Source organism: Salmonella enterica subsp. enterica serovar Typhimurium str. LT2, from assembly GCF_000006945.2.
Taxonomy (GTDB): domain Bacteria; phylum Pseudomonadota; class Gammaproteobacteria; order Enterobacterales; family Enterobacteriaceae; genus Salmonella; species Salmonella enterica.
The window spans coordinates 2591656-2617004 of sequence record NC_003197.2 but is presented as its reverse complement, the minus strand read 5'-3'; the positions used below and the strand labels follow the sequence as shown (position 1 = coordinate 2617004).

The 25349-nt window shown below is 53.9% G+C and carries 22 protein-coding genes and 29 other annotated features; of the genes, 10 read left to right on the top strand and 12 right to left on the bottom strand.

Features of this window, described 5'->3' with window-relative positions; all coding sequences use genetic code 11:
- Positions 1–2 precede the first annotated feature (2 nt).
- The 3 genes from ppk to purM all read right to left on the bottom strand — a co-directional run bounded on the left by ppk (position 3) and on the right by purM (position 3997).
- The gene (ppk, locus tag STM2501) for a polyphosphate kinase (protein NP_461436.1) occupies positions 3–2086 on the bottom strand. Within the gene, positions 3–2069 belong to an annotated coding region; the region does not span the whole gene.
- Positions 2081–2086: a ribosome-binding site (putative RBS for ppk; RegulonDB:STMS1H002614), on the bottom strand. Its footprint overlaps the gene before it by 6 nt.
- A 171-nt stretch (positions 2087–2257) precedes the next feature.
- Positions 2258–2910 (bottom strand): polyphosphate kinase gene (purN, locus tag STM2500; protein NP_461435.1). Within the gene, positions 2258–2896 belong to an annotated coding region; the region does not span the whole gene.
- Positions 2896–3997 (bottom strand): phosphoribosylaminoimidazole synthetase gene (gene purM / locus STM2499; protein NP_461434.3). Within the gene, positions 2896–3933 belong to an annotated coding region; the region does not span the whole gene. The genes purN and purM overlap by 15 nt, the downstream gene beginning before the upstream one ends.
- Positions 2905–2910, bottom strand: a ribosome-binding site (putative RBS for purN; RegulonDB:STMS1H002613). (Overlaps the previous gene by 6 nt.)
- Positions 3934–3939, bottom strand: a ribosome-binding site (putative RBS for purM; RegulonDB:STMS1H002612).
- Positions 3965–3973: a -10 signal (putative -10_signal for purM; RegulonDB:STMLTH004551), on the bottom strand.
- Positions 3989–3997, bottom strand: a -35 signal (putative -35_signal for purM; RegulonDB:STMLTH004551).
- Positions 3994–4010: a protein binding site (putative binding site for PurR, RegulonDB: STMS1H000353), on the bottom strand. Its footprint overlaps the feature before it by 4 nt.
- A 175-nt stretch (positions 4011–4185) precedes the next feature.
- Positions 4186–4194 (top strand) — a -35 signal (putative -35_signal for upp; RegulonDB:STMLTH004550).
- Between purM and upp the strand changes: the two genes are divergently transcribed.
- From upp to yfgE, 3 genes are all read left to right on the top strand, one after another.
- Positions 4186–4973 (top strand): uracil phosphoribosyltransferase gene (gene upp / locus STM2498; protein ID NP_461433.1). Within the gene, positions 4347–4973 belong to an annotated coding region; the region does not span the whole gene. It overlaps the preceding feature by 9 nt.
- Positions 4202–4210: a -10 signal (putative -10_signal for upp; RegulonDB:STMLTH004550), on the top strand. Its footprint overlaps the gene before it by 9 nt.
- Positions 4330–4335, top strand: a ribosome-binding site (putative RBS for upp; RegulonDB:STMS1H002611).
- A gap of 75 nt (positions 4974–5048) precedes the next feature.
- Positions 5049–5054: a ribosome-binding site (putative RBS for uraA; RegulonDB:STMS1H002610), on the top strand.
- Positions 5049–6350, top strand: a protein-coding gene (gene uraA, locus STM2497) for an NCS2 family uracil transport protein (RefSeq protein ID NP_461432.1). Within the gene, positions 5061–6350 belong to an annotated coding region; the region does not span the whole gene. Its footprint overlaps the feature before it by 6 nt.
- A 70-nt stretch (positions 6351–6420) precedes the next feature.
- The gene (yfgE, locus tag STM2496; RefSeq protein NP_461431.1) at positions 6421–7146 is read left to right on the top strand and encodes a putative ATPase involved in DNA replication initiation; all 726 of its coding nucleotides are present in this window, start codon (positions 6421–6423) and stop codon (positions 7144–7146) included.
- Positions 7147–7172: 26 nt separating this feature from the next.
- Here yfgE and yfgD read toward each other — a convergent pair.
- Both yfgD and STM2494 read right to left on the bottom strand, forming a co-directional pair.
- The gene (gene yfgD, locus STM2495) for a putative arsenate reductase (protein ID NP_461430.1) occupies positions 7173–7543 on the bottom strand. Within the gene, positions 7173–7532 belong to an annotated coding region; the region does not span the whole gene.
- Positions 7538–7543, bottom strand: a ribosome-binding site (putative RBS for yfgD; RegulonDB:STMS1H002609). Its footprint overlaps the gene before it by 6 nt.
- A 28-nt stretch (positions 7544–7571) precedes the next feature.
- Positions 7572–9048 (bottom strand): putative inner membrane or exported gene (locus tag STM2494; protein NP_461429.1). Within the gene, positions 7572–9035 belong to an annotated coding region; the region does not span the whole gene.
- Positions 9043–9048, bottom strand: a ribosome-binding site (putative RBS for STM2494; RegulonDB:STMS1H002608). (Overlaps the previous gene by 6 nt.)
- Positions 9049–9228: 180 nt before the next feature.
- Positions 9229–9234: a ribosome-binding site (putative RBS for perM; RegulonDB:STMS1H002607), on the top strand.
- Between STM2494 and perM the strand changes: the two genes are divergently transcribed.
- Together perM and STM2492 are read left to right on the top strand one after the other, a co-directional pair.
- The gene (gene perM / locus STM2493) for a putative PerM family permease (protein NP_461428.1) occupies positions 9229–10310 on the top strand. Within the gene, positions 9243–10310 belong to an annotated coding region; the region does not span the whole gene. Its footprint overlaps the feature before it by 6 nt.
- 186 nt (positions 10311–10496) lie before the next feature.
- On the top strand, positions 10497–10850 hold the full coding sequence (locus STM2492; protein NP_461427.1) for a putative glycerate kinase: 354 nt from the start codon (positions 10497–10499) through the stop codon (positions 10848–10850).
- Positions 10851–10896: 46 nt separating this feature from the next.
- Here STM2492 and bcp read toward each other — a convergent pair.
- Positions 10897–11384, bottom strand: a protein-coding gene (gene bcp / locus STM2491; RefSeq protein ID NP_461426.1) for a thioredoxin dependent thiol peroxidase. Within the gene, positions 10897–11367 belong to an annotated coding region; the region does not span the whole gene.
- The gene (gene gcvR, locus STM2490; RefSeq protein NP_461425.3) at positions 11367–12005 is read right to left on the bottom strand and encodes a transcriptional repressor of gcv operon; all 639 of its coding nucleotides are present in this window, start codon (positions 12003–12005) and stop codon (positions 11367–11369) included. Before gcvR ends, bcp begins: the two co-directional genes overlap by 18 nt.
- Positions 11379–11384 (bottom strand) — a ribosome-binding site (putative RBS for bcp; RegulonDB:STMS1H002606). Its footprint overlaps the gene before it by 6 nt.
- Before the next feature lie 17 nt (positions 12006–12022).
- Positions 12023–12031: a -35 signal (putative -35_signal for dapA; RegulonDB:STMLTH004549), on the top strand.
- Here gcvR and dapA point away from each other — a divergent pair.
- From dapA to ypfI, 5 genes are all read left to right on the top strand, one after another.
- The gene (gene dapA, locus STM2489; protein NP_461424.1) for a dihydrodipicolinate synthase occupies positions 12023–12963 on the top strand. Within the gene, positions 12085–12963 belong to an annotated coding region; the region does not span the whole gene. It overlaps the preceding feature by 9 nt.
- Positions 12039–12047: a -10 signal (putative -10_signal for dapA; RegulonDB:STMLTH004549), on the top strand. Its footprint overlaps the gene before it by 9 nt.
- Positions 12074–12079: a ribosome-binding site (putative RBS for dapA; RegulonDB:STMS1H002605), on the top strand.
- A gap of 4 nt (positions 12964–12967) precedes the next feature.
- Positions 12968–12973: a ribosome-binding site (putative RBS for nlpB; RegulonDB:STMS1H002604), on the top strand.
- Positions 12968–14014 (top strand): lipoprotein-34 gene (nlpB, locus tag STM2488; protein ID NP_461423.1). Within the gene, positions 12980–14014 belong to an annotated coding region; the region does not span the whole gene. Its footprint overlaps the feature before it by 6 nt.
- 8 nt (positions 14015–14022) lie before the next feature.
- Positions 14023–14031, top strand: a -35 signal (putative -35_signal for purC; RegulonDB:STMLTH004548).
- The gene (gene purC / locus STM2487) for a phosphoribosylaminoimidazole-succinocarboxamide synthetase (RefSeq protein NP_461422.1) occupies positions 14023–14902 on the top strand. Within the gene, positions 14189–14902 belong to an annotated coding region; the region does not span the whole gene. It overlaps the preceding feature by 9 nt.
- Positions 14042–14050 (top strand) — a -10 signal (putative -10_signal for purC; RegulonDB:STMLTH004548). It overlaps the preceding gene by 9 nt.
- Positions 14059–14073 (top strand) — a protein binding site (putative binding site for PurR, RegulonDB: STMS1H000347).
- Positions 14175–14180: a ribosome-binding site (putative RBS for purC; RegulonDB:STMS1H002603), on the top strand.
- 121 nt (positions 14903–15023) lie before the next feature.
- Positions 15024–15029 (top strand) — a ribosome-binding site (putative RBS for STM2486; RegulonDB:STMS1H002602).
- The gene (locus STM2486) for a putative inner membrane protein (RefSeq protein NP_461421.1) occupies positions 15024–15896 on the top strand. Within the gene, positions 15033–15896 belong to an annotated coding region; the region does not span the whole gene. It overlaps the preceding feature by 6 nt.
- Before the next feature lie 4 nt (positions 15897–15900).
- Positions 15901–15906, top strand: a ribosome-binding site (putative RBS for ypfI; RegulonDB:STMS1H002601).
- Positions 15901–17930 (top strand): putative acetyltransferase gene (ypfI, locus tag STM2485; RefSeq protein NP_461420.1). Within the gene, positions 15912–17930 belong to an annotated coding region; the region does not span the whole gene. (Overlaps the previous feature by 6 nt.)
- Positions 17931–17956: 26 nt before the next feature.
- On the opposite strand, the gene STM2484 is transcribed toward ypfI, so the two are convergent.
- The 5 genes from STM2484 to narQ all read right to left on the bottom strand — a co-directional run bounded on the left by STM2484 (position 17957) and on the right by narQ (position 25259).
- The gene (locus STM2484; protein NP_461419.1) for a putative inner membrane protein occupies positions 17957–18164 on the bottom strand. Within the gene, positions 17957–18157 belong to an annotated coding region; the region does not span the whole gene.
- Positions 18159–18164: a ribosome-binding site (putative RBS for STM2484; RegulonDB:STMS1H002600), on the bottom strand. (Overlaps the previous gene by 6 nt.)
- Before the next feature lie 20 nt (positions 18165–18184).
- The gene (gene dapE / locus STM2483) for an N-succinyl-diaminopimelate deacylase (protein ID NP_461418.1) occupies positions 18185–19324 on the bottom strand. Within the gene, positions 18185–19312 belong to an annotated coding region; the region does not span the whole gene.
- Positions 19316–19683 (bottom strand): putative glutaredoxin family protein gene (gene yffB, locus STM2482; protein ID NP_461417.1). Within the gene, positions 19316–19672 belong to an annotated coding region; the region does not span the whole gene. The genes dapE and yffB overlap by 9 nt, the downstream gene beginning before the upstream one ends.
- Positions 19319–19324: a ribosome-binding site (putative RBS for dapE; RegulonDB:STMS1H002599), on the bottom strand. Its footprint overlaps the gene before it by 6 nt.
- Positions 19678–19683 (bottom strand) — a ribosome-binding site (putative RBS for yffB; RegulonDB:STMS1H002598). It lies within the gene yffB.
- Positions 19684–20245: 562 nt before the next feature.
- Positions 20246–23373 (bottom strand): RND family aminoglycoside/multidrug efflux pump gene (acrD, locus tag STM2481; RefSeq protein NP_461416.1). Within the gene, positions 20246–23359 belong to an annotated coding region; the region does not span the whole gene.
- Positions 23368–23373 (bottom strand) — a ribosome-binding site (putative RBS for acrD; RegulonDB:STMS1H002597). Its footprint overlaps the gene before it by 6 nt.
- 170 nt (positions 23374–23543) lie before the next feature.
- The gene (narQ, locus tag STM2480; RefSeq protein NP_461415.1) for a sensory histidine kinase in two-component regulatory system with NarP (NarL) occupies positions 23544–25259 on the bottom strand. Within the gene, positions 23544–25244 belong to an annotated coding region; the region does not span the whole gene.
- Positions 25254–25259 (bottom strand) — a ribosome-binding site (putative RBS for narQ; RegulonDB:STMS1H002596). (Overlaps the previous gene by 6 nt.)
- Positions 25260–25349: the final 90 nt, after the last annotated feature.

Here is a 25349-nt window from a genome sequence, read left to right as displayed (position 1 = left end):
CGTTAGTCTGGTTGCTCGAGTGATTTGATGTAGTCATAAATTGCCAGCTGCGCCTGGACTTTACGGCGATTGCCGCGCGGTACGTAGCGGTTGCTGAGTTCTTTATCGATAAAACGCGCTTTTACCGTGTCGCTAAACAGAATGTCAATGATATCCAGGACGCGTTGTTTAAGCCGCGGGTCGAGGATAGGCGTAGCGACTTCGATACGGTAGTCAATATTACGCGTCATCCAGTCAGCTGAAGAGAGCCAAACTTGCTTATCACCGCCGTTTTCGAAAATATAAACCCGATCGTGTTCCAGATAGCGATCCACAATGCTAATCGCACGAATATTATCGCTAATGCCTTCCAGTTGCGGAATAAGAGAACACATACCGCGTACCAGCAGATTGACCTGGACGCCCGAACCCGACGCGGCGTATAGCCTGTCGACCAACCCTTTATCAACCAGGTTGTTAAGCTTTAAGGTAATCCCTGACGGTAAGCCTTGCTGGGCATTGGCGATTTCACGATCGATCATCTCATACAGCAGACGCCGTGAGTTTTGTGGAGAAACCATCAAATAATCGAAAGTGACCGGGCGATAGGGGTTTTCAATAAAATTAAAGACCCGACGCACTTCATTGGTAATGCGCGCATCGGCGGTCAGCAGCGAATAATCGGTATACAGCCGCGCTGTTTTTTCGTTGAAGTTACCGGTGCCGATATGCGCATAACGCACCACGTCATCACCCTCTTTTCGTGAGATGAGAAAGAGTTTGGCGTGAATTTTCAGCCCGGGCGCAGAGAAAATAACATGGACGCCCGCTTCGGTTAACCGCTTGGCCCAGTGAATATTTGCCTCTTCATCGAAGCGCGCCTGCAACTCCACCACCACGGTGACTTTTTTGCCGTTATGGGCGGCATGGATCATCGAGTCAATAATGCGCGAGTCTTTCGCTACGCGATAAATATTGATTTTGATCGCCAGCACGCTTGGGTCAAACGACGCCTGACGCAGCAGTTCCAGCACATGTTCAAAGGTGTGATAAGGATAATAGAGCAGCACATCACGTTCACGAATCGCGTCGAAACCGTTACGAAACTTCTCTTTATCAAACCAAAGATGGCGTAACCGCGGTAACGGTTTATTGACCAGGTTGGCTTTACCGACATTCGGAAAATTAATAAAGTCTTTAAAATTGTGGTAGCGCCCGCCGGGTACGATTGAGTCATACCGGGAGATCGTCAGTTTTTCCCGCAGTACGTCGACCAGCGCGGCGGGCATATCGCGTTGATAGACAAAGCGCACAGGCTCAGCGGTCAGGCGCTGCTTCAGGCTGGAAGACATCAGCTCCATCAGACTGGATTCCATCTCATGCACCAGGTCATATTCGGCATCGCGGGTCATTTTCATCGAATAGGCATTAAGCGCGTCATAGTCGAAGAACCCTTTAAAAATGTCATCCAGGCAGTAGCGCAGAATATTATCCAGCAGGATCATCGGCTTGCGTCTGCGCGGTGTCTCCGGCGGCAGATTAACGAAGCGTGGGACTTTGTCGGACGGTATCTCCAGCAGCGCATAGTTGATGGTGTCGCCACGGATAATCTCCACCGCCAGATAGGTGTAATCATCTTTTAAAAACTGAACAAGATCCGTCTCCCGGTTAATGAGAATCGGGGTAATATGCTGGCGCAAATAGTGCTTAAAATAGTGGCGCAACCAGCTTTGTTGGTTCACCGAGAGCTGACGCTCGTTGATCAGAAAGATTTGATTACGCGCCATTTCCAGCAGTAATTCGTTGTACAGGCCGTCGAACTCCTGGTCTGCTTTCAACACGCGGGACTGAATTTTGCCTAACAAATGGCGTGAATGAGAATTTGAACCCTGTTCTTCGCTGATAATAATACGTCGTTTCAGTTCAGCGAAACGCACTTTGTAGAACTCGTCGAGGTTATTAGAATAGATTCCCAGGAACCGCATCCGCTCAATCAACGGGTTGGATTTATCCGCTGCTTCCTGTAACACGCGTTCGTTAAATGCTAACCAGCTCAGTTCTTTCTCGATATATAGCTTTTCCTGACCCATTACTACCTATACTCCGTTTTATTCACGGGACACTGCCTGATAATTATGGCGAGCATTACGCGTTAATGTCCAACAGCGTCAGAAAAATATGACAATAAACTGATAGCATAAAGGAAGGGAAAAGAGTAGGCCGGATAGGCATTTATGCCGCCATCCGGCAAGCAGACGCAGTCCTGTCCGATGACATATTATTCGTCAGACGCATAACCTTGCGGCGGCAGACGACGCCCGTCCAGCCAGGCGGCGTTATCGCGCATCTTTAGACGCCCCTGCGCAAACCAGCTAATCACCAGCGGATAAATCGCATGTTCCTGAGTCTGTACGCGTGCGGTGATATCATCTTCGCTGTCGTTGGCAAAAACCGGCACCTTCGCCTGGAGAATGACCGGGCCGCCGTCGAGTTCGTCTGTCACGAAATGTACCGAGGTACCGTGCTCCTCATCGCCGTTTTCCAGCGCCTGGCGATGGGTATGCAACCCCGGATATTTTGGTAGCAGGGAAGGGTGAATGTTCAGCAGACGCCCGTAGTAATGCGCGACAAACATCGGACTCAGAATACGCATAAAACCGGCCAGCACGACCACATCGGGCGCATACGCGTCTATCTTGCGAATCAGCTCGCGATCGAAGGCGTCGCGGCTGTCAAACCGATCGGCAGTCAGCGCTTGCGCCGGAATACCGGCTTCTCTGGCGCGTTCAAGGCCGAACGCGTCGGCCTTATTGCTGAATACTGCCCTGAGGGTGCCTTTAATTTTCTTCGCTTCGCAGGCATCGATAATCGCCTGTAAATTGCTTCCATTGCCGGAAATCAGCACCACAATATTCATTATTCAATAACCACACGCTGTTCGGAATCAGAGGCTTTGATGATACCGATTTTCCATGCGTTTTCACCTTTCTCGTTTAGCAGAGCAAGCGCTTTGTCCGCTTCCGGAGCGGAGAGCGCAATCACCATGCCGACGCCGCAGTTAAAGGTACGGTACATTTCATGTCGGCTGACATTACCGGCGGTTTGCAGCCAGGTAAAGATGGCGGGCCACTGCCAGGACGACTCATTAATTACCGCCTGGGTATTCTCCGGCAGAACGCGCGGAATATTTTCCCAAAAGCCCCCGCCGGTGAGGTGGGCGATAGCGTGTACATCGACGTTTTCAATCAGTTCCAGAACCGATTTTACGTAGATACGGGTCGGTTCAAGCAGATGATCGGCCAGCGGCTTCCCTTCCAGCAGAGTGGTTTGTGGGTCGCAGCCGCTAACGTCAATAATTTTCCGCACCAGCGAATATCCATTCGAGTGCGGGCCGCTGGAGCCGAGTGCAATCAGCACGTCGCCTTCGGCAACCCGGGAGCCGTCGATGATTTCTGATTTTTCGACTACGCCGACGCAGAAACCCGCCACATCGTAATCTTCGCCGTGATACATGCCCGGCATTTCCGCCGTCTCGCCGCCGACCAGCGCGCAGCCGGATTGCAGGCAGCCTTCGGCAATACCGTTGATCACGCTGGCGGCGGTATCGACATCCAGTTTACCCGTGGCATAGTAATCGAGGAAAAACAGCGGTTCCGCGCCCTGAACGACCAGATCGTTTACGCACATTGCCACCAGATCAATACCGATAGCGTCGTGACGCTTTAAGTCCATCGCCAGGCGAAGTTTGGTACCTACGCCGTCAGTGCCGGAAACCAGTACCGGTTCACGATATTTTTGCGGCAACGCGCACAGCGCACCGAAACCGCCCAGACCGCCCATAACCTCCGGGCGGCGAGTTTTCTTCACTACGCCTTTGATTCGATCAACCAGAGCGTTACCCGCATCAATATCGACGCCGGCATCTTTATAGCTAAGAGAGGTCTTATCGGTCACTGCCTGGTTCCCCACGTTTTTTCTTGCGGTAAAAGTTAAATTCGGCGCAATTCTAACAGGGAAAGCAAACGTTTGCGAGCGTGGTCTGCGCCCTGGTTATCCGGGCGATTTTTTTTGCATGGTTTCGGTCGCTGCTTGAAAATTTCCCTGTTGGTAAAAAAGAAAAGGATATCCAGCACTTGGTTTACGACAGGCGGTCGGGACAGGTCATTCACCCTTAAAATTGCTAATATTCAAACGGTTGTTAGCCTTTATCGCCTGTTTCAACGTGAGTGATTTATACTCACTTTTCCGCTATCAGCGCTTTTGGTTGATCCAGGTCAAGCATACATTGTGTTGCGTCAGAGAGGAAAAGCGGTATAATCCGGCGATTTTTTTTGTGGTTGCCAGTCATCTGAGGATAGGAGAAGAGTATGAAGATCGTGGAAGTCAAACACCCACTCGTCAAACACAAGCTGGGTCTGATGCGTGAAAACGACATTAGCACTAAACGCTTTCGTGAACTCGCCTCAGAAGTAGGCAGCCTGCTGACGTATGAAGCGACAGCCGACCTGGAAACGGAAAAAGTCACCATCGAAGGCTGGAATGGCCCGGTGGAAATCGACCAGATCAAAGGTAAAAAAATTACCGTTGTGCCGATTCTGCGCGCGGGTCTGGGTATGATGGAAGGCGTTCTGGAAAATGTACCGAGCGCGCGTATCAGCGTAGTCGGGATGTACCGTAACGAAGAGACGCTTGAGCCAGTACCTTATTTCCAGAAACTGGTATCGAACATTGATGAGCGCATGGCGCTGATCGTCGACCCGATGCTGGCGACTGGCGGTTCTGTCATCGCGACCATCGACCTGCTGAAAAAAGCAGGCTGTAGCAGCATTAAGGTGCTGGTGCTGGTCGCCGCGCCGGAAGGCATTGCGGCGCTGGAAAAAGCGCACCCGGACGTTGAACTGTACACCGCCTCTATCGATCAGGGGCTTAACGAGCACGGATACATTATTCCGGGGCTTGGCGATGCCGGCGATAAGATTTTTGGTACCAAATAAGTGAATAAATAATTAAAAGCCGACTTTAAGAGTCGGCTTTTTTTTGAATAAAACCACTCATAACAAACACACTTAGAGGAAAACACTATGACGCGCCGTGCTATCGGGGTGAGTGAAAGACCGCCGCTTTTACAGACAATCCCGCTTAGTTTACAGCACCTTTTCGCCATGTTTGGCGCGACCGTGCTGGTGCCAGTTCTGTTTCATATCAATCCCGCGACGGTGCTGCTGTTTAACGGTATCGGAACGTTGCTGTATCTCTTTATCTGCAAAGGTAAAATTCCTGCCTACCTCGGATCGAGCTTTGCCTTTATTTCCCCGGTATTACTGTTGTTGCCGCTGGGTTATGAAGTGGCGCTGGGCGGTTTTATTATGTGCGGCGTGTTGTTCTGTCTGGTCTCTTTCATCGTTAAAAAAGCGGGCACCGGCTGGCTGGATGTGATGTTCCCGCCTGCGGCAATGGGCGCAATCGTTGCCGTCATCGGTCTGGAGCTGGCTGGCGTCGCGGCGGGGATGGCCGGATTACTGCCTGCGCAAGGGCAGTCGCCGGACACGAAAACAATTATCATCTCCATGGTCACGCTGGCGGTGACGGTGTTCGGCTCCGTACTGTTTCGCGGTTTCCTGGCGATCATTCCGATTTTGATCGGCGTGCTGGCGGGCTATGCGCTGTCATTCGCGCTGGGGGTGGTCGATACCACGCCGATTGCCCAGGCGCACTGGTTTGCGCTGCCGACCTTCTATACGCCGCGTTTTGAATGGTTCGCGATCCTGACGATTCTGCCCGCGGCGTTGGTCGTGATCGCCGAGCATGTCGGTCATCTGGTGGTGACGGCGAATATCGTCAAAAAAGATTTAGTGCGCGATCCCGGTTTGCACCGCTCGATGTTCGCTAACGGACTGTCGACGATCATTTCCGGTTTCTTCGGCTCCACGCCGAATACCACCTATGGGGAAAATATTGGCGTCATGGCGATCACCCGCGTTTACAGTACCTGGGTTATCGGCGGCGCGGCGATTTTCGCCATTCTGCTTTCCTGCGTTGGCAAACTGGCGGCGGCGATTCAGATTATCCCGTTACCCGTGATGGGCGGCGTCTCGCTGCTGTTGTACGGCGTTATCGGCGCGTCGGGGATTCGCGTCTTGATCGAATCGAAAGTCGACTACAACAAAGCGCAAAACCTGATCCTCACCTCGGTGATTTTGATCATCGGCGTGAGCGGCGCGAAAGTGCATATCGGCGCGGCAGAATTGAAAGGGATGGCGCTGGCGACCATCGTCGGGATTTGCCTGAGCCTGATTTTTAAACTGATTAGCCTGTTGCGTCCGGAAGAAGTGGTACTGGAGGCAAATGATGCGGAGCCCCCGCATCAGTAACGGGTTGCCGGGCAGCGATGCTGCCCGGTTCTATCTCACGGGAATTATGTGGTAAACTCAGCGCGATTTTATGTCATCCTGGGTTGAGGTATCTCTGAACACACCGGCACAGCTCTCTTTGCCACTTTATCTTCCTGACGACGAAACTTTCGCAAGTTTCTGGCCGGGGGATAACGCCTCTCTACTGGCCGCGTTACAAAACGTGTTGCGCCAGGAACATAGTGGATATATCTACCTTTGGGCGCGTGAAGGCGCGGGCCGCAGCCATTTACTGCACGCCGCCTGTGCTGAACTGTCGCAGCGTGGAGATGCGGTAGGCTACGTCCCGCTCGATAAACGTACCTGGTTCGTGCCGGAAGTGCTCGACGGTATGGAACACCTCTCGCTGGTGTGTATTGATAACATTGAGTGTGTCGCTGGCGATGAACTGTGGGAGATGGCGATCTTTGATCTCTATAACCGCATTCTGGAGTCCGGTAAGACGCGGTTATTGATCACCGGCGATCGTCCGCCAAGACAGTTAAATCTGGGCTTGCCCGATCTCGCTTCCCGTCTGGACTGGGGGCAAATCTATAAACTCCAGCCTCTTTCCGATGAAGACAAACTTCAGGCGCTACAGTTGCGCGCCCGGTTACGGGGGTTTGAACTGCCGGAAGATGTCGGGCGGTTTTTACTCAAACGTCTTGATCGCGAAATGCGCACGCTGTTTATGACGCTGGATCAGCTCGATCATGCGTCGATCACTGCCCAGCGAAAACTGACGATCCCGTTTGTCAAAGAGATCCTGAAACTGTAATACGCCGCGACGGCGGCGTTCAACGGTTAACCGAGGATGTCCAGCACCTGCTCAGGCGGTCGGCCAATGCGCGCCTGACCATTTGCCACCACAATGGGGCGCTCCATCAGTTTAGGGTGTTCAACCAGCGCCTGGATTAACGCCTCTTCACTCAGCTCACTATCCGCCAGGTGAAGCGTTTTATAGAGATCTTCTTTCTGGCGCATCAGTTCGCGCGCGCTGGACATGCCCAACATACGCAGCAGTTCCCGCACGGTGGCGGCATCGGCGGGCGTATCCAGATAAAGCACCACTTCCGGTTCCACGCCGTTAGATTTCAGCAGGTTCAGCGTGTCGCGGCTCTTCGAGCAGCGCGGGTTATGGTAGATTTTAATCGTGTCGGTCATGAGTTCTCCTTGTGACGCCATCCGGCTAATAAACGGCGATTACATTTTCGTGTATGGCTTGAAGCGTTCCTGTAACTGGCGCAACTGGTCGATACGCGCATCGTAACGCGCCTGTTGCTGACTACCCAGTTTTGCCTGGGCGCTGGCGCTACTGAGCAGTGAAATTGCCTGATCCAGTCGTCCCGCCAGCGCATAACTTTCAGCGCGCGCCGCCAGCTCCTGATCGCGGTTGTTCAGCGCGGCTTCGGCCTGAGCAAGCAGATCCCAGCCGTTACCGTCATCTTTATGGCTAAAGGTGTAGCGATTCAGAATGGTTTCCGCCGCTTTCGGCTGGCCTCCCTGGAGGTACGCATTGGCGAGGTTTAACTGCAGCACAGGATTAACGCGCAGATCGCGGGCATTTTTCAGGCGATTAATCGCGTCGTTGGCTCTTTTCTGCCCCAGGTCAATATCGGTGGCGAGGTCAAGATACCAGGCATTGTTCGGTTCCGCGCTTAACAGCGGCTGCAACGTTTTGCGCGCTTCATCGTACTTGCTCGCTTCCATCGCCTGCAACGCCCGGCCATATTGCGCCGCATGTTGCTGACGCACGTTGCCTTTAGACCACTGATCCAGCAGGTCGCTGGTAAGCTGGTTACGTCCGGAATTGTACATTCCCAGGGCGCGCGCTTTGGCGAAATAAAAGTCGGCGGAAGATTGCACCACGACCGGGCGCATCTGGTTGGCACGGTTGCGGGCATCCGCAAGGCGGCTTTCCGGTAAGGGGTGAGTGAGCAAAATTTCAGGCGGGCGCGTGGAGTAACGCGCCTGGTCGAGCAGTTTTTCGAGGAAAGAGGGCATCGCCTGTGGGTCAAATCCGGCGCGTTGCAGTACCTGAATACCAATACGGTCGGCTTCTTGCTCATTTTGCTGGGTGAAACTTATCATTCCCTGGCGCGTTCCCGCCAGAGTACCGGTTAGCGCCGCCATACCGGCCTGTGGGCTGGCCATGGCCAGCAAAATGGAACCCAGCGCGCCCACCCAGGTAAGCGGCGCGCTGCGCTTTTGATCTTCCATCGCGCGCGCCAGGTGGCGCTGCGTCACGTGGGAGATTTCATGCGCCATGACTGAAGCTAGCTGGCTTTCGTTATCCGCGTAGCGAAAAAGCGCCGAGTGCAGCACCACATTGCCGCCAAAGAACGCGAAGGCGTTGATTTCGTCATTATTGATCAAGAAAAAATGGAAGGGCGTTTTGACGGAGTCGGCGTGCGAGACCAGACGCATACCCAGCGCGTTAATGTATTGCACCAGCAGCGGATCGTTGATTAACGGCGCGCTGCCGCGTAGCTGGCGCACATAAAAGTCGCCCATTTGCATCTCTTGTCCGATAGAAAGCGTGCTTCCTGCCGAGGTTCCCATATCGGGCAGCGTGTCGGCAGGGTCGGCAAATGCGGGCGCGACCTGACCGAGAGCCAATGCTGCAATGAGGGTTGCCACCAGGTTTTTTTTCAACTGCCTGAACATAACCTCTATCCTGTTGTTTTGAGATAGCCCTTTGACCAACGTCGTGAAATATCGTTCCACGCTCCGACACTTCATAAGTGTAACTGTGATGAGCACAGACTCACTATTTTAGTTTCCTGAATCAACGATAAAAAGCGAAGTCTTTTTTGTGACATTTCGATACAATTCGGCATCACAATCCCGCAGTTGAGTTCTGGGAAGGGTTTTATGCTCGAAATGTTAATGCAATGGTATCGCCGTCGCTTCAGCGACCCGGAGGCGATTGCCTTGCTGGTCATTCTGGTGGCTGGTTTTAGCATCCTCTTTTTCTTTAGCGGCCTGTTAGCGCCGCTGCTGGTCGCTATCGTACTGGCCTACCTGCTGGAGTGGCCGACGGCGCGCCTGCAGGCGATTGGCTGTTCCCGGCGCTGGGCAGCCTCCATTGTCCTTATCCTTTTTGTCGGCATTCTGTTATTAATGGCGTTTGTGGTGATGCCGATTGCCTGGCAGCAGGGTATTTACCTGATTCGTGATATGCCCGGTATGCTGAATAAACTGTCCGATTTCGCCGCGACCTTGCCGCGACGCTATCCGGCGCTGATGGATGCGGGCATTATTGATGCGATGGCGGAAAACATGCGTACCCGGATGCTTAACATGGGCGATTCGGTGGTGAAGTATTCGCTGGCTTCGTTAGTCGGGCTACTGACGCTGGCGGTATATCTGGTGCTGGTGCCGCTGATGGTCTTTTTCCTGGTAAAAGATAAAGAGCAGATGCTGAATGCCGTGCGCCGCGTGCTGCCGCGTAATCGCGGGCTGGCGGGGCAGGTGTGGAATGAGATGAATCAGCAGATCACCAACTATATCCGCGGAAAAGTGCTGGAGATGGTGGTGGTGGGCGTAGCGACCTGGCTGGGTTTTTTGCTGTTTGGCCTCAACTATTCGCTACTGCTGGCGGTACTGGTGGGCTTTTCGGTTCTGATCCCCTATATCGGCGCCTTTGTGGTGACAATTCCGGTGGTGGGCGTCGCGCTGTTTCAGTTTGGTCTGGGGACGGAATTCTGGAGCTGTTTTGCCGTTTATCTCATTATTCAGGCGCTGGATGGCAATTTGCTGGTACCGGTACTTTTCTCCGAAGCGGTGAATTTGCATCCGCTGGTGATTATTCTGTCAGTGGTGATTTTCGGCGGTCTGTGGGGTTTCTGGGGGGTGTTTTTCGCCATTCCATTGGCGACGCTGATTAAAGCCGTTGTCCATGCCTGGCCGGATGGTCAGGTGACGGATGCCTCATCCTGAGCGGTCAGTACAAAAGTTGTAAAGCGTGAACGACATCATAGTGCCCTGCCGCCATTTTGCGCACGCCTGATGAGGGACAAGCGCTTAGAAAGCCGCTCTTTTTTTTAATGCCGCACCGTGTTGCGGCATTTTTATTGTCGGAACCTACAAAATTCTCGCTGCTGAAGGAAAACTGTATTGTAGAAATTGATTCCGCTACCGCCAATCAGCTTAAAGGCGTGCGATGTCAACAATCCGCTGTGTGGTCCTCAGGGCGCATCGGCCATTTTTGGCCCACAAAAAGGGGCGACAGCGGAAATGGTGAACACCCTGGACGAGGCGCTGGAAAACTGCGGCCGGCATATTTATCAGGCTACGGGACGTGAGGTGATTAACGCTCCCGGCGCGGCAGGCGGAATGGGCGCCGCGCTTTTAGGGTTGCTCAATGCTGAATTACGCGCCGGCGTAGAGATTGTCGTGGAAACGCTACAGCTTGAGCAGGCGGTTAAAGATGCCGATCTGGTGATGACCGGAGAAGGGCGTCTGGCGCGGCAAGCCTGACGGCGCATTCCCTTTCCAGGCCGCACATCAGCGCGGCCTGAGGCTTTTACGCGTTTTCTTTCAGCCAGTTCAGCACCACATCATGGTGATTGCTGGTTTTAAAATCATTAAAGACGTGTTCAATCTTACCATCAGCGTCAATCAAAAAGCTGATGCGGTGAATGCCGTCATACGTTTTGCCCATAAACGACTTTTCGCCCCAGACGCCGAACTGTTCACACACCTGATGGTTTTCATCGGACAAAAGGGTAAAGTTCAGCAGCTCTTTTTCAGCGAAACGGGAGAGTTTTTCAGGTTTATCGGTGCTGATGCCCAGCACGTCCACGCCTGCTTTTTTGAGCTCGTCCATGTTATCGCGTAAGCCGCAGGCCTGCACGGTACAGCCGGGTGTCATGGCTTTTGGGTAGAAATAAACCAGAACGCGCTGTCCCTGGAAGTCGGTCAAATTTACTTGTTCCCCGTCTTGATCCGGCAAGCTAAATTTCGGTGCGATATCACCGGCTTTCAGTGGATTCATTACTTAACTCCATCCTGTTCATCATGTTGTGAGTAATTGACGACGTTTATACTGCCTTGCGCATTGAGTTCTGTACATAGTGCTTTAAAGGCTTGCTCAATATTTGCGGAATTTTGCGACGCCGGGCTATGTGCGGTGATTTGAATAAATAATTGCGCAGCTTTATCACCTTCAGCCGGCTGCGTGCGGGAGACCAGCTCCGCAATATTCATTTCATGACTATTAAACAGCGCGGTGAATCGCTCAATTAAATGCGGGGAGTCGGCGACCTCAACCTGAACCCATACCGTCGCGGGCATTGCCGGGCGGGGGCGGTCGGACGTCCGTTTCATCACAATCAGCAGATCCAGCTCCGCGCCTTTTAACGGCAATGTCGATTCAATCAAGGTAATCGCGTTCCACGTGCCGGACAACAGCATAATAAACGTGAATTCATCGCCCAGCATCGCCAGTCGGCTGTCTTCGATATTACAGCCGCAACTGCTGACATGGCGAGTAATGGTATTCACAATACCGGGCCTGTCGGCGCCCAGCGCAGTGATAACCAAATAGTGTTGTGATGACGGTGTCAAACCAGTTATTCCTTTGAGCGGTGAGGTAATCTTAAGGAAACCATAAAAAAAACCTGCATACAACAATCAGAACGGCTTTGGTCGCTTGCTTTTATTGCCATACCAAACGTACCATTGAGGGACTTGTTTGCACAGAGGATGGCCCATGTTCACGGGAAGTATTGTCGCGCTTGTTACGCCGATGGATGAGAAAGGTAACGTCAGTAGGTCTTGCCTGAAAAAACTCATTGATTATCATGTCGCCAACGGTACCTCGGCGATTGTTTCGGTTGGCACTACCGGCGAGTCTGCCACGCTAAGCCATGATGAACATGGCGATGTCGTGATGATGACGCTGGAACTGGCTGACGGACGTATTCCGGTTATCGCCGGCACGGGCGCAAACGCGACCGCGGAAGCGATTAGCCTGACGCAGCGTTTTAACGATAGCGGTATTGTAGGCTGCCTGACGGTAACGCCGTACTACAATCGCCCCACGCAGGAAGGTTTGTTCCAGCATTTCAAAGCCATCGCGGAACACACTGACTTGCCGCAAATTCTGTATAATGTGCCGTCCCGTACCGGTTGCGATATGTTGCCGGAAACCGTGGGTCGTCTGGCGGAAATAAAAAATATTATCGCTATCAAAGAGGCGACAGGGAACTTAACCCGCGTTCACCAGATCAAAGAGCTGGTTTCAGACGATTTTATTCTGCTTAGCGGCGATGACGCGTCTGCGCTGGACTTTATGCAACTGGGTGGTCATGGCGTGATTTCCGTTACGGCTAACGTAGCGGCGCGCGAGATGGCTGACATGTGCAAACTGGCGGCGGAAGGGCAATTTGCCGAGGCGCGCGCTATCAACCAGCGTCTGATGCCGTTACACAACAAACTATTTGTCGAACCCAATCCTATCCCGGTGAAATGGGCATGTAAGGCATTGGGTCTTGTGGCGACCGACACGCTGCGCCTGCCAATGACGCCTATCACGGACCATGGTCGTGACATCGTCAAAGCAGCGCTTCAGCATGCTGGCCTGCTGTAAAGTTTAGGGAGATTTGATGGCTTACTCAGTACAAAAGTCGCGCCTGGCGAAGGTTGCGGGTGTTTCGCTTGTTTTGCTGCTCGCTGCCTGTAGTTCCGATTCGCGCTACAAGCGCCAGGTAAGCGGCGATGAATCCTATCTGGATGCCGCGCCGCTTGCTGAACTTCACGCCCCGGCAGGAATGATCCTGCCGATAACGACCGGCGACTACGTTATTCCGGTCACGAAGGGGAGCGGCGCGGTTGGTAAGGCGTTGGATATCCGTCCGCCGGCGCAGCCGTTAGCGTTAGTGAGCGGCGCGCGTACCCAGTTCTCTGGCGATACCGCTACGCTATTGGTGGAAAATGGCCGGAGCAGCACGCTGTGGCCGCAAGTCGTCAGCGTGATTCAGGCGAAAAATTATCCGATTGAAAAACGTGACGATGCCAGCCAGACCCTGACGACCGATTGGGTGAACTGGAATCGCCTGGATGAAGACGAACAGTATCGTGGACGTTATCAAATCTCGGTGAAGCCGCAGGGCTATCAGCAGGCGGTAACGGTAAAACTGGTTAATCTGGAACAGGCTGGCAAGCCGGTCGCTGACGCGGCGTCGCTGCAGCGCTATAGCACGGAAATGATGAACGTCATTTCCGCCGGTCTGGATAAGACCGCTACGGATGCGGCAAATGCCGCGCAGAACCGTTCCGCCGCAACGATGGATGTGCAGAGCGCCGCTGATGATACCGGTTTACCTATGCTGGTCGTTCGCGGTCCGTTCAACCTCGTGTGGCAGCGCCTCCCGGCCGCGCTGGAAAAAGTGGGCATGAAAGTCACCGACAGCACTCGCTCTCAGGGCAGCATGGCGGTAACGTACAAACCGTTGTCTGACAGCGACTGGCGGGATCTGGGCGCTAGCGACCCGGGCCTGGCATCCGGAGACTATAAATTGCAGGTTGGCGATTTAGATAACCGCAGCAGCTTGCAGTTTATCGATCCTAAGGGGCATACTCTGACGCAAAGCCAGAACGACGCGCTGGTTGCCGTCTTCCAGGCAGCGTTCAACAAGTAATTTAACAGGGCTGGAGCAATCCGGCCCTTTTTTCTGATAAGATACGCAAACGTGTGCGTCGGTACAAAAACGCGATTTAACCGCTATTTCGCACCACAATTACAGGCCGGCGTCTCCGGCAGGCGTAGCAGGAAATGAATACTTATCGTTAATTCACACCCAGGAGTGTTAAAGATGCAAAAGCAAGCTGAGTTGTATCGTGGTAAAGCGAAAACCGTATACAGCACGGAAAACCCGGACCTGTTGGTGCTCGAATTCCGCAATGATACGTCAGCAGGGGATGGCGCGCGCATTGAACAGTTTGATCGCAAGGGCATGGTAAATAACAAATTCAACCATTTCATTATGACCAAACTGGCCGAGGCGGGCATCCCGACCCAGATGGAACGTTTGCTGTCTGATACCGAGTGTCTGGTGAAGAAGCTGGAGATGGTGCCGGTTGAATGTGTGGTGCGCAACCGTGCGGCTGGGTCGCTGGTCAAGCGTCTGGGCGTGGAAGAAGGCATGGAGCTTAACCCGCCGATATTCGATCTGTTCCTGAAAAACGACGCGCTGCACGACCCGATGGTGAATAGTTCCTACTGTGAAACGTTCGGTTGGGTAAGTCAGGAAAATCTGGCGCGTATGAAAGAGCTAACCTACAAAGCCAACGACGTACTGAAAAAACTGTTTGATGACGCGGGTCTTATCCTGGTGGATTTCAAACTGGAGTTTGGCCTGTATAAAGGCGAAGTGGTGCTGGGCGATGAGTTTTCGCCGGACGGTAGCCGCCTGTGGGATAAAGAGACGCTGGACAAAATGGACAAAGACCGCTTCCGCCAGAGCCTGGGCGGTCTGATTGAAGCCTATGAAGCCGTCGCGCATCGCCTGGGCGTGAAATTAGATTAATTCCGCTTCTGACCGGGGGGCAACCGCTCTCCGGTATCATCCTTTCCTCATTCTGATAGCGTTTACCTGTGGTAATCCTGCGCCTGACCGCCTACGATCATCTGTATAACAAAGAGAGAATGAGGTGATTATGCGCTGGCAAGGGCGTCGTGAAAGCAACAATGTAGAGGACAGACGTAATCGGCCAGGCGGCCCCTCGCTGGGTGGCCCAGGCTTTCGTCTTCCGCGCGGAAAAGGCGGCATCATTCTGTTGGTGGTGGTGTTGGTCGCAGGGTACTATGGGGTGGATTTAACCGGTCTGTTGACCGGCCAGCCGGTTTCGCAGCAGCAGTCGACGCGTTCGATAAGCCCCAATGATGATGAAGCGGCAAAATTTACCTCGGTGATTCTGGCGACGACCGAAGATACCTGGGGTCAACTCTTTCAAAAAATGGGGCGCGGCTATCAGCAGCCAAAACTGGTGATGTACCGTGGTATGACGCGCACCGGCTGTGGTGCGGGTCAGTCCGTGATGGGGCCGTTTTACTGCCCGGCGGACGGCACCGTTTATATCGATCTCTCATTTTACGATGATATGAAAAATAAGCTGGGCGCGGACGGTGATTTTGCCCAGGGTTATGTCATCGCCCACGAAGTCGGCCACCACGTACAAAAACTGTTAGGTATTGAGCCGAAAGTACGCCAGTTGCAGCAAAACGCGTCGCAAACGGAGGTGAATCGCCTTTCGGTGCGCATGGAGCTACAGGCGGATTGCTTTGCCGGCGTGTGGGGACACAGTATGCAGCAGCAAGGCGTACTGGAGGCGGGCGATCTGGAAGAGGCGCTCAATGCCGCACAGGCTATCGGCGACGATCGCTTACAGCAACAGGGGCAGGGGCGCGTCGTGCCGGATAGTTTTACTCACGGCACCTCAGAACAGCGCTACAGCTGGTTTAAGCGTGGATTTGACAGCGGTGACCCGGCGCAATGTAATACGTTTGGCAAAAACTTTTGATAAACCGGGGCAGGGATGTCTGATATCGATGCGCTACAGGCGTTAACGTCGCAAATGACACAGGAAGGCATTCGCCGTTTACTGGTCATCAGCGGCGATGCGGCGTGGTGCCGGAAGCGGGCCGAGGCGATACGCGCTGCATTGCCCGGTGACTGGCTGTGGGTCGCGCCTGACGCGCCCGCCCAGCCGTGCTGTACGCCACAGGCGTTACAAACGCTGCTGGGCCGTGAATTCCGTCATGCGATATTTGATGCCTGGCAGGGCTTTGACGCCGCAGCGTTTGCCGCCCTGAGCGGGACCTTGCAGGCCGGAAGCTGGCTGCTTCTGCTGATGCCGCCGTACGAGACGTGGGAAAGCAGGCCTGATACCGATTCACTGCGCTGGAGCGACTGCGCGCAGCCTATCCCCACACCGCAGTTTGCACAGCATCTTAAACGGACTCTCTCCCGCGATCCGCAAACGCTGCTTTGGCGACAGCGCCAGCCGTTTTGCTGGCCATCTTATCCTTCCCGTGAATGCTGGCGACCCGCCACCGGCGAGCCGCAGCCGGAGCAGGCGGCTATCTTATCGCGTTTACGTGAAATGCCGCCCGGCGTGGCGACGGTGATTGCCCCCCGTGGGCGCGGCAAATCGGCGCTGGCCGGGCAATTCATCTCCCGGATGGCGGGCACGGCTATCGTGACCGCACCGGCGAAAACGGCAACGGATATCCTGGCAGCGTTTGCCGGTGAGCGGTTCTGCTTTATGGCGCCGGATGCGTTGCTGGCGAGCGGGGCAAGAGCCGACTGGCTGGTGGTTGACGAGGCGGCGGCAATCCCCACGCCGCTGCTGCTGCAACTGGTTTCGCGCTTTCCCCGCATACTACTCACCACCACCGTTCAGGGCTACGAAGGCACCGGACGCGGTTTTTTACTTAAGTTTTGCGCCCGTTTTCCGCAGCTTCACCGCTTCACGCTTCGTCAGCCTGTCCGCTGGGCGCCAGAATGCCCGCTGGAAAATATCGTCAGCGAGGCGCTGATATTCGACGATGAAGCGTTTGCGCAGGCGCCACATGGCGCGATAGAAATCTCGGCGTTTTACCAACAGGCCTGGGTGAATACGCCCGCGTTGCCGAGGGCTGTGTATCAGTTACTGTCGGGGGCGCACTATCGTACTTCGCCGCTGGATCTGCGCCGAATGATGGATGCGCCAGGACAGCATTTCTTGCAGGCTACGGCGAATAACCGTGTGGCGGGCGCCCTCTGGCTGGTCGAAGAGGGCGGGTTATCCGCAGAACTCAGTCAGGCTGTATGGTGCGGTTTCCGGCGGCCGCGTGGGAATCTGGTGGCGCAGTCGCTGGCGGCGCACGGTAGCGACCCTTTAGCCGCGACGCTGGTTGGGCGTCGCGTAAGCCGTATCGCAGTGCACCCCGCTCGCCAGCGTGAAGGCATCGGTCAGCAGTTGATTGCCTGCGCGTGCATGCAGGCGGCGCAGTGTGATTATCTTTCCGTCAGCTTCGGCTATACGCCGAAGCTGTGGCGTTTCTGGCAACGCTGCGGCTTTGTACTGGTACGGATGGGCAACCATCGGGAGGCGAGCAGCGGTTGCTATACGGCGATGGCGTTATTGCCGCTGAGCGACGCGGGAAAACGGCTGGCGCAGCAGGAACACCGGCGTTTGCGCCGCGATGCGGATATCCTGACGCAGTGGAACGGCGAGGCGATACCGCTGGCGGCGTTGCGCGAACAGGCGCTTAATGATGAAGACTGGCGTGAGCTGGTCGGTTTTGCGTTCGCGCACCGTCCGCTACTGACATCGTTAGGTTGCCTGCATCGTTTACTGCAATACAGCGCATTGCCATTACCGGCGCTGAGAGGGCGGCTGGAAGAAAAAGCCAGCGATGCCGAACTGTGCGCCCGGCTACGCATTTCAGGCCGTAAAGCTCTGCTGGCGTTGCAGCGTGCGCAGGCGGCGCAGGCGCTAATTGCGTTGGATGCCGGACGAACGCAGAGTTTGCGCGACGTAATGCCCGGCGGTGGGGACCATGCCGGATAGCGATACCTGTCCGGCATGATATCCGGTTACTTTTTCGGCTGATCTTTCTTCGGCCAGTCGTCTTCATCGTCCCACTTATCGTTAAAATCGCGATGCGGGGGCAGCTCAGGTTTATTGGCAAGGAATTTCTTATGGTCGATGCGTTTGAGATCTTTGATCACATTCAGCAGTACGCCTACCAGAAACACCAATACCAGAATCCACCAATATTTTGCCAGCCAGTCCATGCTTATTTCCTCTTACCGGAACGCTCATCAGGCGACGAGCTGTTCCATAATGCGTTGATACATACGGGCCAGTAGCTGGAGATCGGCGGCATTCACACATTCATTAATTTTATGAATGGTGGCGTTCACCGGCCCCAGTTCTACCACCTGCGCTCCCATACGGGCGATAAAACGTCCGTCGGACGTACCGCCCGTCGTCAGTAATTGCGGTTTAATTTCATTATAGTGCTCAATGGCGTTTACCACCGCGTCCACCAGCTTGCCGCGTGCGGTCAGGAACGGCTGCCCGGAAAGCCACCAGTCTACGGTATAGCGTAGCTGATGCTTTTCAAGCAGCGCATGTACCCGCTCTTTGATCATCTCATCGGTCAGTTCCGTGCTGAAACGGAAGTTAAACTGCACGAACAGTTCGCCGGGAATGACATTATTGCTGCCGGTGCCTGCCTGGATATTGGCTACCTGCATACTGGTGGCCGGGAAAAAGTCATTGCCCCGATCCCACTCGATAGCGACCAGTTCATTAAGAAAAGGCGCGGCGCGATGAACAGGGTTATCCGCCAGATGCGGATAGGCGACGTGCCCCTGAACGCCATGGATAGTGAGGTTACAGGTGAGAGAACCGCGACGCCCGTTTTTGACGACATCGCCCACAATTTCAGTACTGGAAGGTTCGCCGACCAGACAGTAATCCAGCCGCTCGTTACGGGCCATCAGCGCTTCAACCACCTTTACGGTGCCATTTTTTGCGCTGGCTTCCTCATCAGAGGTAATCAAAAATGCGAGGCGGCCCCGGTGATGAGGATGCTGCGCAACAAAACGTTCAGCAGCCACCACCATGGCCGCCAGTGAACCTTTCATATCCGCCGCGCCGCGACCGAACAACATTCCGTCGCGAATCGTAGGCTCAAACGGCGGATTGATCCAGCGATCGACATCGCCAGCCGGTACGACGTCAGTATGCCCGGCGAACGCCAGCGTTTCGCCACGCCCACGCCATGCCCAAAAATTTTGCGTGTCGCCAAAATCCATATGCTCAATGGTAAAACCGATTTTACGCAGGCGTTCAATCATTAATGCCTGACAGCCTGCGTCATCCGGACTCAGGGAGGGGCGACGAATAAGTTGCTGTGTCAGCTCAATAACCGGGCACGACATAGACTACACCTCATCAAAAAACTGCTGATAACGGGATTCACTGAAACCAAGCAGCATAGGCTTCCCGGGCGCGCAGAGCAATGGGCGTTTGATGATTGCCGGCTGTTCAACCATGAGAGCAGCGGCGGAGTCGGCATCGGTAATCCCGCTGCGGTGGCCTTCATCCAGTTTGCGCCATGTTGTGCCGCGCGTATTCAGTAAAGGCTGCCAGCCGAGTTCGGCAATAAAGGTATTAAGAAGAGGGAGGTCTATGCCATCCACACGGTAATCGTGAAAACGATAATCAATGCCATGTTCCTCCAGCCAATGGCGCGCTTTTTTGATCGTGTCGCAATTCTTAATGCCATAGAGGGTAATCATATTGAATCCTTTAACGCGAAATTCGAATAAATAATCAATAGTATCGTCTGCGGGATAATAAGTGTGGCCGTTTATGGTTATTTATCCAGCGCTGATCGGCAATCAATATAACATTGTTGAGTGAATGTGAATAATGATTCCAAAACGTTCCAGATGTGGCTTGTTTATACTTCGCGGTATAAATCCTATTTTGTGCATATGCAATTGTTTGTTTTTTAACCCAATTTGATAAAGTAGTAGAAAAGGTATTAATGTTGCTAAATATTGCAGTAAGTCACATAAAATTTATGGCTACAGCGCCATAGTAATATCATAGACAGCATAACCAGAGGATATCGCAACAATCGGTTAAATGAACTTCTCTCTATACCGCTAACTACGTAGAATACCCATAATAATAAGAGAGGCTATTATGATTGAACGTGAACTGGGGAACTGGAAAGATTTTATCGAAGTCATGCTTCGTAAATAAATGCCTGGAAGGCACCGCGCTCCCATAGGGGATAAGAAAAGGCGACTCAACGAAAGTCGCCTTTTTTGTGCCCGACACCTCGTATCAGGCTGGCCGGGATCTTATTTCGGGCGCGGCTTCAGCGGGAAGCGGCGACGTATCAGCACGAAAAACAGGGGTACAAAGAAGATAGCCAGAACGGTTGCTGAGATCATTCCCCCCATCACGCCGGTTCCGACAGCATGTTGGCTACCCGAGCCTGCCCCGGTGCTGGTGGCCATCGGCAATACGCCAAAGATAAACGCCAGCGAAGTCATCAGTATCGGTCGCAGGCGTTGGCGGCTGGCGTACAGCGTGGCGTCTAACAGCGCGTGTCCCTTCTGATTCATTTCGTTGGCGAATTCCACAATCAGAATCGCGTTTTTCGCCGAGAGGCCGATAACGGTCAACAGCCCCACCTGGAAGTAAACATCGTTTTCCAGCCCGCGCATCCAGGTAGCGAGTAGCGCGCCGATGACCCCGAGCGGCACAACCAGCATCACCGAGAAGGGCACCGACCAGCTTTCATACAATGCCGCCAGACACAGGAAGACGACTAATAGCGAAATAGCGTACAGCGCGGGCGCCTGCGCGCCGGAGAGCCGTTCCTGGTAAGACATGGCTGTCCATTCCAGGCCAAAACCGCCCGGTAGCTGATGCACCAACGACTCCATGACATCCATTGCCGTCCCGGTACTGACCCCCGGCGCGGCCTCTCCGACAATTTCTACCGCCGAATAGCCGTTATAGCGTTCCAGACGCGGCGATCCGGTTTCCCAGCGCGAGGTGGCGAAGGCGGAGAAGGGGACCATGCCGCCGTCTTTGTTACGGACATACCAAAGATTAATATCATCCGGCAACATACGATATTTCGCTGCGGCCTGAACATAGACCTTCTTCACGCGGCCCCGGTCCATAAAGTCGTTGACGTAGCTCGATCCCCAGGCTGTTTGCAGGGTGTCGTTGATATCGTCAATCGATACGCCCAGCGCCTGCGCTTTTCGTTGGTCAATATCAATTTGCAGTTGCGGGCTGTCGTCCAGGCCGTTGTGGCGCACGCGGGTCAAGGAACTGTTTTTCCCGGCCAGCTCAATGAGTTGATCTCGTGCGGCCATCAGCGCGTCATGGCCTGCTCCGGCGTGATCCTGTAATTCCATATCAAAACCGGCGGAGCTGCCCAGACCGCTAATTGCCGGCGGGCTGCTGGCGAAGACGCGAGCTTCTTTAATCTGGTTAAATGCTTTTGTCGCCCGCTCAATAATGGCGAACGAGGAGCCGGTGGTGGGATCGCGCGCGTCCCAGTCTTTCAAGCGAACAAACATGCGCGCGACGTTTTGCCCATTCCCGCCAGGGCCGGAACCTACCGTCGAGAAGACCGACATAATGTTGTCTTTCTCATGGGTGAAGTAATAGTTTTCAACCTTTTCAACGACTTTCAGGGTCTGCTGTTGCGTAGAACCGCTCGGTAGCTGGATAGACGTAGTGAACATGCCCCGATCTTCCTGCGGCAGAAAGGAGGTGGGGAGGCGCAAAAACAGGAACACCATTCCGCCAAGTAACAGAACATAAATCAGAATCCAGCGCAGGCTGCGATGCAAAATTTTCGCTACGCCTTTCTCATAACGTTCGGCATTACGATTGAAGGTACGGTTAAACCAGCCGAAAAATCCGCGTTGCCCGTGCTGTTCGCCTTTGTGCAGCGGTTTTAATAACGTTGCGCACAGCGCCGGCGTCAGGATCATGGCGACCAGCACCGACAGCACCATTGCCGAGACAATGGTAATAGAAAACTGACGATAAATCGCCCCGGTGGTACCGCCAAAGAACGCCATCGGCACGAATACCGCAGACAGCACCATCGCGATACCGACCAGCGCCCCCTGGATTTGTCCCATGGATTTGCGCGTCGCTTCACGCGGCGTGAGCCCTTCTTCGCTCATGATACGTTCGACGTTTTCCACCACCACGATGGCATCGTCGACTAGGAGCCCGATCGCCAGCACCATCGCGAACATGGTTAATGTGTTAATACTGTAGCCAAACGCGTAAAGCACGGAGAAGGTGCCCATTAATACTACCGGCACGGCGATCGTCGGAATGAGCGTGGCGCGAAAGTTTTGCAGGAACAGATACATCACCAGGAAAACCAGCGCGATAGCTTCCAGCAACGTTTTGACCACATCGATAATCGAGGCTTTGACAAAGGAGGTGGTTTCATACGCGATCTTGTATTCCAGGCCGTGAGGGAAGTACTGCGCCAGCTCGTTGAGGCGATCCAGTACCAGCTTCGCGGTCGCCATTTCGTTCGCGCCGGAGGCCAGCTTAACGCCAAGACCGGAAGCCGGATTGCCGTTAAAACGGCTGAGGTAGTCATACTTTTCCGCCCCCAGCTCCACGGTGGCGACATCGCCCAGTTTGACCTCGGAACCGTCCTGATTAACGCGCAGGGTGATATCGCGAAATTGTTGCGGCGTTTGCAGCAATGACTGCGCATTAATGGTGGCGTTCAGCGCCTGTTTGTCGACCGAAGGCGTACCGCCAAGCTGCCCGACGGCGATTTGCGCATTCTGCGACTCAATTGCATCGGTCACGTCTTTCGTGGTCATCTGAAAACTATTCAATTTGGCCGGATCGAGCCAGATACGCATAGAGTACTGTGAACCATAAGCGTCAATATCGCCGACGCCGTTGACGCGGCTGAGCGGGTCCTGAATATTACTGGCGACGTAGTCGGCGATATCCTGCTTGTCCATAGAACCGTCGGTAGAGACGAAAGCGATGGTCAAAATATTGGTATCGCCCGTTTTGCGTACCGTGACGCCTTGATCCTGTACCGCCTGCGGCAGTTTACGCATCGCGGACTGTAACTGGTTTTGCACCTGCTGAACCGCCTCATCAGGATCGGTTCCCGCAATAAAGCTCAGGGTGATGGTCGCCTGTCCGGTTCCGCTGCTTTGTGATGACATGTACATCAGATTATCGAGGCCCGTCATATTCTGCTCAATAACCTGGGTTACGGTATTTTCCAGCGTTTGCGCCGACGCTCCCGGATAATTCGCGGTAATACGTACGTTGGGCGGCGCCAGATCGGGATATTGTTCAACAGGTAAAGAGAAAATGGCTAACGCCCCTGTCAGACACAACAGGATAGCCAGCACCCAGGCAAAAATGGGGCGATCGATAAAAAAATTCGCCATTAAAGGGAAACCTCGTGTTTCTACATATCGTTATAGATTTGAACTGCTTCACTGTAGCGGCAAGCTACGAGCCAAACGTGGAGAAATAAAGGAGATAATGTAAATTATCATGCGCTTTTACAGCATACTTTTTGTGCCAACGCCGGAAAGCCTGACATCTGGCCTTCCGGCGATTTGCCGTTCTTTACGTTAACTGACTCTCTTCCTTGTTGGAGGAGCGAAAACTGATACTGACCAGTGTGCCGCCGCCGGAGGGTTGCGAAAAATTCAGCGTGCCGCCAAGGCGCTCCGCGCGCTCACGCATTATATTCAGACCATAGTGTCCGGCAGGCTCATGCGGTTCGCCGATACCAATGCCATTATCGCGAATATAAACGGTATGATCGCCGTCAGGCGCGGTGACGCAGCTCACGGCGATTTCGCTCGCGTTGGCGTGTTTAATGGCGTTCAGGACCGCTTCACGCACAATTTGCAACAAATGCACCTGCATTTGCGCATCCAGCGCCAGCGTGGGTAAACGGCAATCCAACGTGAGTTTGGCCGGGGTCTGACTCTGTAAATCTTCCAGCATCTCATGCAATGCGGAGGGTAAATCGGCCTGCTGTAACGTCAGACGGAACGTGGTGAGTAGCTCGCGAAGCTGACGGTAGGCGTCGTTCAGCGCTCTGGAAAAATCCGCCATGATGCTTTGCGCGCCGGCGTTATCCTCAGGAATAGCGCGCTTCAAAAGCGTTAACTGAATACGTAAATAAGAAAGTACCTGCGCCAGCGAATCGTGTAGCTCACGGGCAATCGTCGCGCGCTCTTCCATTAACAAAAGTTGCTGGAAGTGTTTTTGCGCCTGATTAAAGTACAAACCACGCCCCAGCATCGTGGAGACGCTGTTCAGCAGCGGCGTAGAGGCATTAACGTTGGGGCTTTGCCAGTGGAGTTCGCCATAGACCGTGTCCTGCATCGTCACTGGCAGCATTTGCATCGGCAGGTCGGGGCTTTGCGTGCCTTCGCTAATCCGCCAGTTATCGCCCACGGTTAACTCCAGATACCAAGCGGCGTCATGTTCACGGACAATTTGCAAAATATGGCGAAAACAGTGGACGTCGATTTGGCTGGTATTCAGCGCCTGAGAGCACTGGTATAACACCTCCAGGCGGCGGTGCGCTTCGTGCAGATCGTGCGTTTTTTCTTCCACCGAGGCTTCCAGCGAACGATAAAGTTTATGCAGCTCGCTCGACATCTGGCTAAACGTTTTCGCCAACAATCCCAGCTCATTGGGTAAGCTGGTATCCAGCGGCAGCGGGGCGAACTGACCATGTTCAATTCGCTGACTGGCGGTGACCAGTTGATTCAGCGGGCGAACGACCTGCTGGCGAATACGTCGTAGGGTAAAAAAGACCAGCGTAAATATGCCGATACCGCCCGCCAGCGATATGGCGACGACCAGCATGACTTTACGCTCGGCGTAATGCTGTAACGCCAGAACGAAGAGATCAATTTGATTGACGTAATTGTTGATATTGGTCTGATACCAGGCAATGTCGCCGTCCTGTAGGCGGCTATTCATCTCCAGCCAGTTGGCGTGCAGGCGCTCGTAGCGAGTTTTTACCGCCTGCGGCACATACCAGGCGTTGAGATTTTGCAGTACCGGCGAGTTGAGCGCGTGCTGGAAAAGTTGACGATGCGCATTAATCTGCGGGCTACGGCTTTGCAGATCGTAACCCAGCCGATAGCTCTGCATTCGTAGCGAACCGGCGATATTGATCGCTTCGGCATCCCGTAAACTGCTGGTCAGCGTCAGTAATGCGCTGCCGGTGGACAGAATAGACAACAGCACAATATAGAAAAAAGCCTTAGCCAGACTGGCCGAGACCGGGCGTTTAACCGTCACACTGGTACTCCCCGCATTTAGCTGAACCGCAATTTCATTTGCTTTGAAATAAATTGATCTGCCACAGGTTCTGGACAGATAGTTGTGCTTCCTGGGCAGATGAAC

What these genes read in the sequence shown, in the direction of transcription:
- ypfI (NP_461420.1), top strand. Translation starts at nt 15,912, where the DNA reads ATGTCTGATATCGATGCGCTACAGGCGTTAACGTCGCAAATGACACAG.
- STM2484 (NP_461419.1), bottom strand. Translation starts at nt 18,157, where the DNA reads ATGGACTGGCTGGCAAAATATTGGTGGATTCTGGTATTGGTGTTTCTG.
- STM2486 (NP_461421.1), top strand. Translation starts at nt 15,033, where the DNA reads ATGCGCTGGCAAGGGCGTCGTGAAAGCAACAATGTAGAGGACAGACGT.
- yfgD (NP_461430.1), bottom strand. Translation starts at nt 7,532, where the DNA reads ATGACCGACACGATTAAAATCTACCATAACCCGCGCTGCTCGAAGAGC.
- ppk (NP_461436.1), bottom strand. Translation starts at nt 2,069, where the DNA reads ATGGGTCAGGAAAAGCTATATATCGAGAAAGAACTGAGCTGGTTAGCA.
- STM2494 (NP_461429.1), bottom strand. Translation starts at nt 9,035, where the DNA reads ATGTTCAGGCAGTTGAAAAAAAACCTGGTGGCAACCCTCATTGCAGCA.
- purN (NP_461435.1), bottom strand. Translation starts at nt 2,896, where the DNA reads ATGAATATTGTGGTGCTGATTTCCGGCAATGGAAGCAATTTACAGGCG.
- yffB (NP_461417.1), bottom strand. Translation starts at nt 19,672, where the DNA reads ATGATTACCCTCTATGGCATTAAGAATTGCGACACGATCAAAAAAGCG.
- bcp (NP_461426.1), bottom strand. Translation starts at nt 11,367, where the DNA reads ATGAATCCACTGAAAGCCGGTGATATCGCACCGAAATTTAGCTTGCCG.
- upp (NP_461433.1), top strand. Translation starts at nt 4,347, where the DNA reads ATGAAGATCGTGGAAGTCAAACACCCACTCGTCAAACACAAGCTGGGT.
- dapE (NP_461418.1), bottom strand. Translation starts at nt 19,312, where the DNA reads ATGTCGTGCCCGGTTATTGAGCTGACACAGCAACTTATTCGTCGCCCC.
- purC (NP_461422.1), top strand. Translation starts at nt 14,189, where the DNA reads ATGCAAAAGCAAGCTGAGTTGTATCGTGGTAAAGCGAAAACCGTATAC.
- acrD (NP_461416.1), bottom strand. Translation starts at nt 23,359, where the DNA reads ATGGCGAATTTTTTTATCGATCGCCCCATTTTTGCCTGGGTGCTGGCT.
- nlpB (NP_461423.1), top strand. Translation starts at nt 12,980, where the DNA reads ATGGCTTACTCAGTACAAAAGTCGCGCCTGGCGAAGGTTGCGGGTGTT.
- perM (NP_461428.1), top strand. Translation starts at nt 9,243, where the DNA reads ATGCTCGAAATGTTAATGCAATGGTATCGCCGTCGCTTCAGCGACCCG.
- uraA (NP_461432.1), top strand. Translation starts at nt 5,061, where the DNA reads ATGACGCGCCGTGCTATCGGGGTGAGTGAAAGACCGCCGCTTTTACAG.
- yfgE (NP_461431.1), top strand. Translation starts at nt 6,421, where the DNA reads ATGTCATCCTGGGTTGAGGTATCTCTGAACACACCGGCACAGCTCTCT.
- dapA (NP_461424.1), top strand. Translation starts at nt 12,085, where the DNA reads ATGTTCACGGGAAGTATTGTCGCGCTTGTTACGCCGATGGATGAGAAA.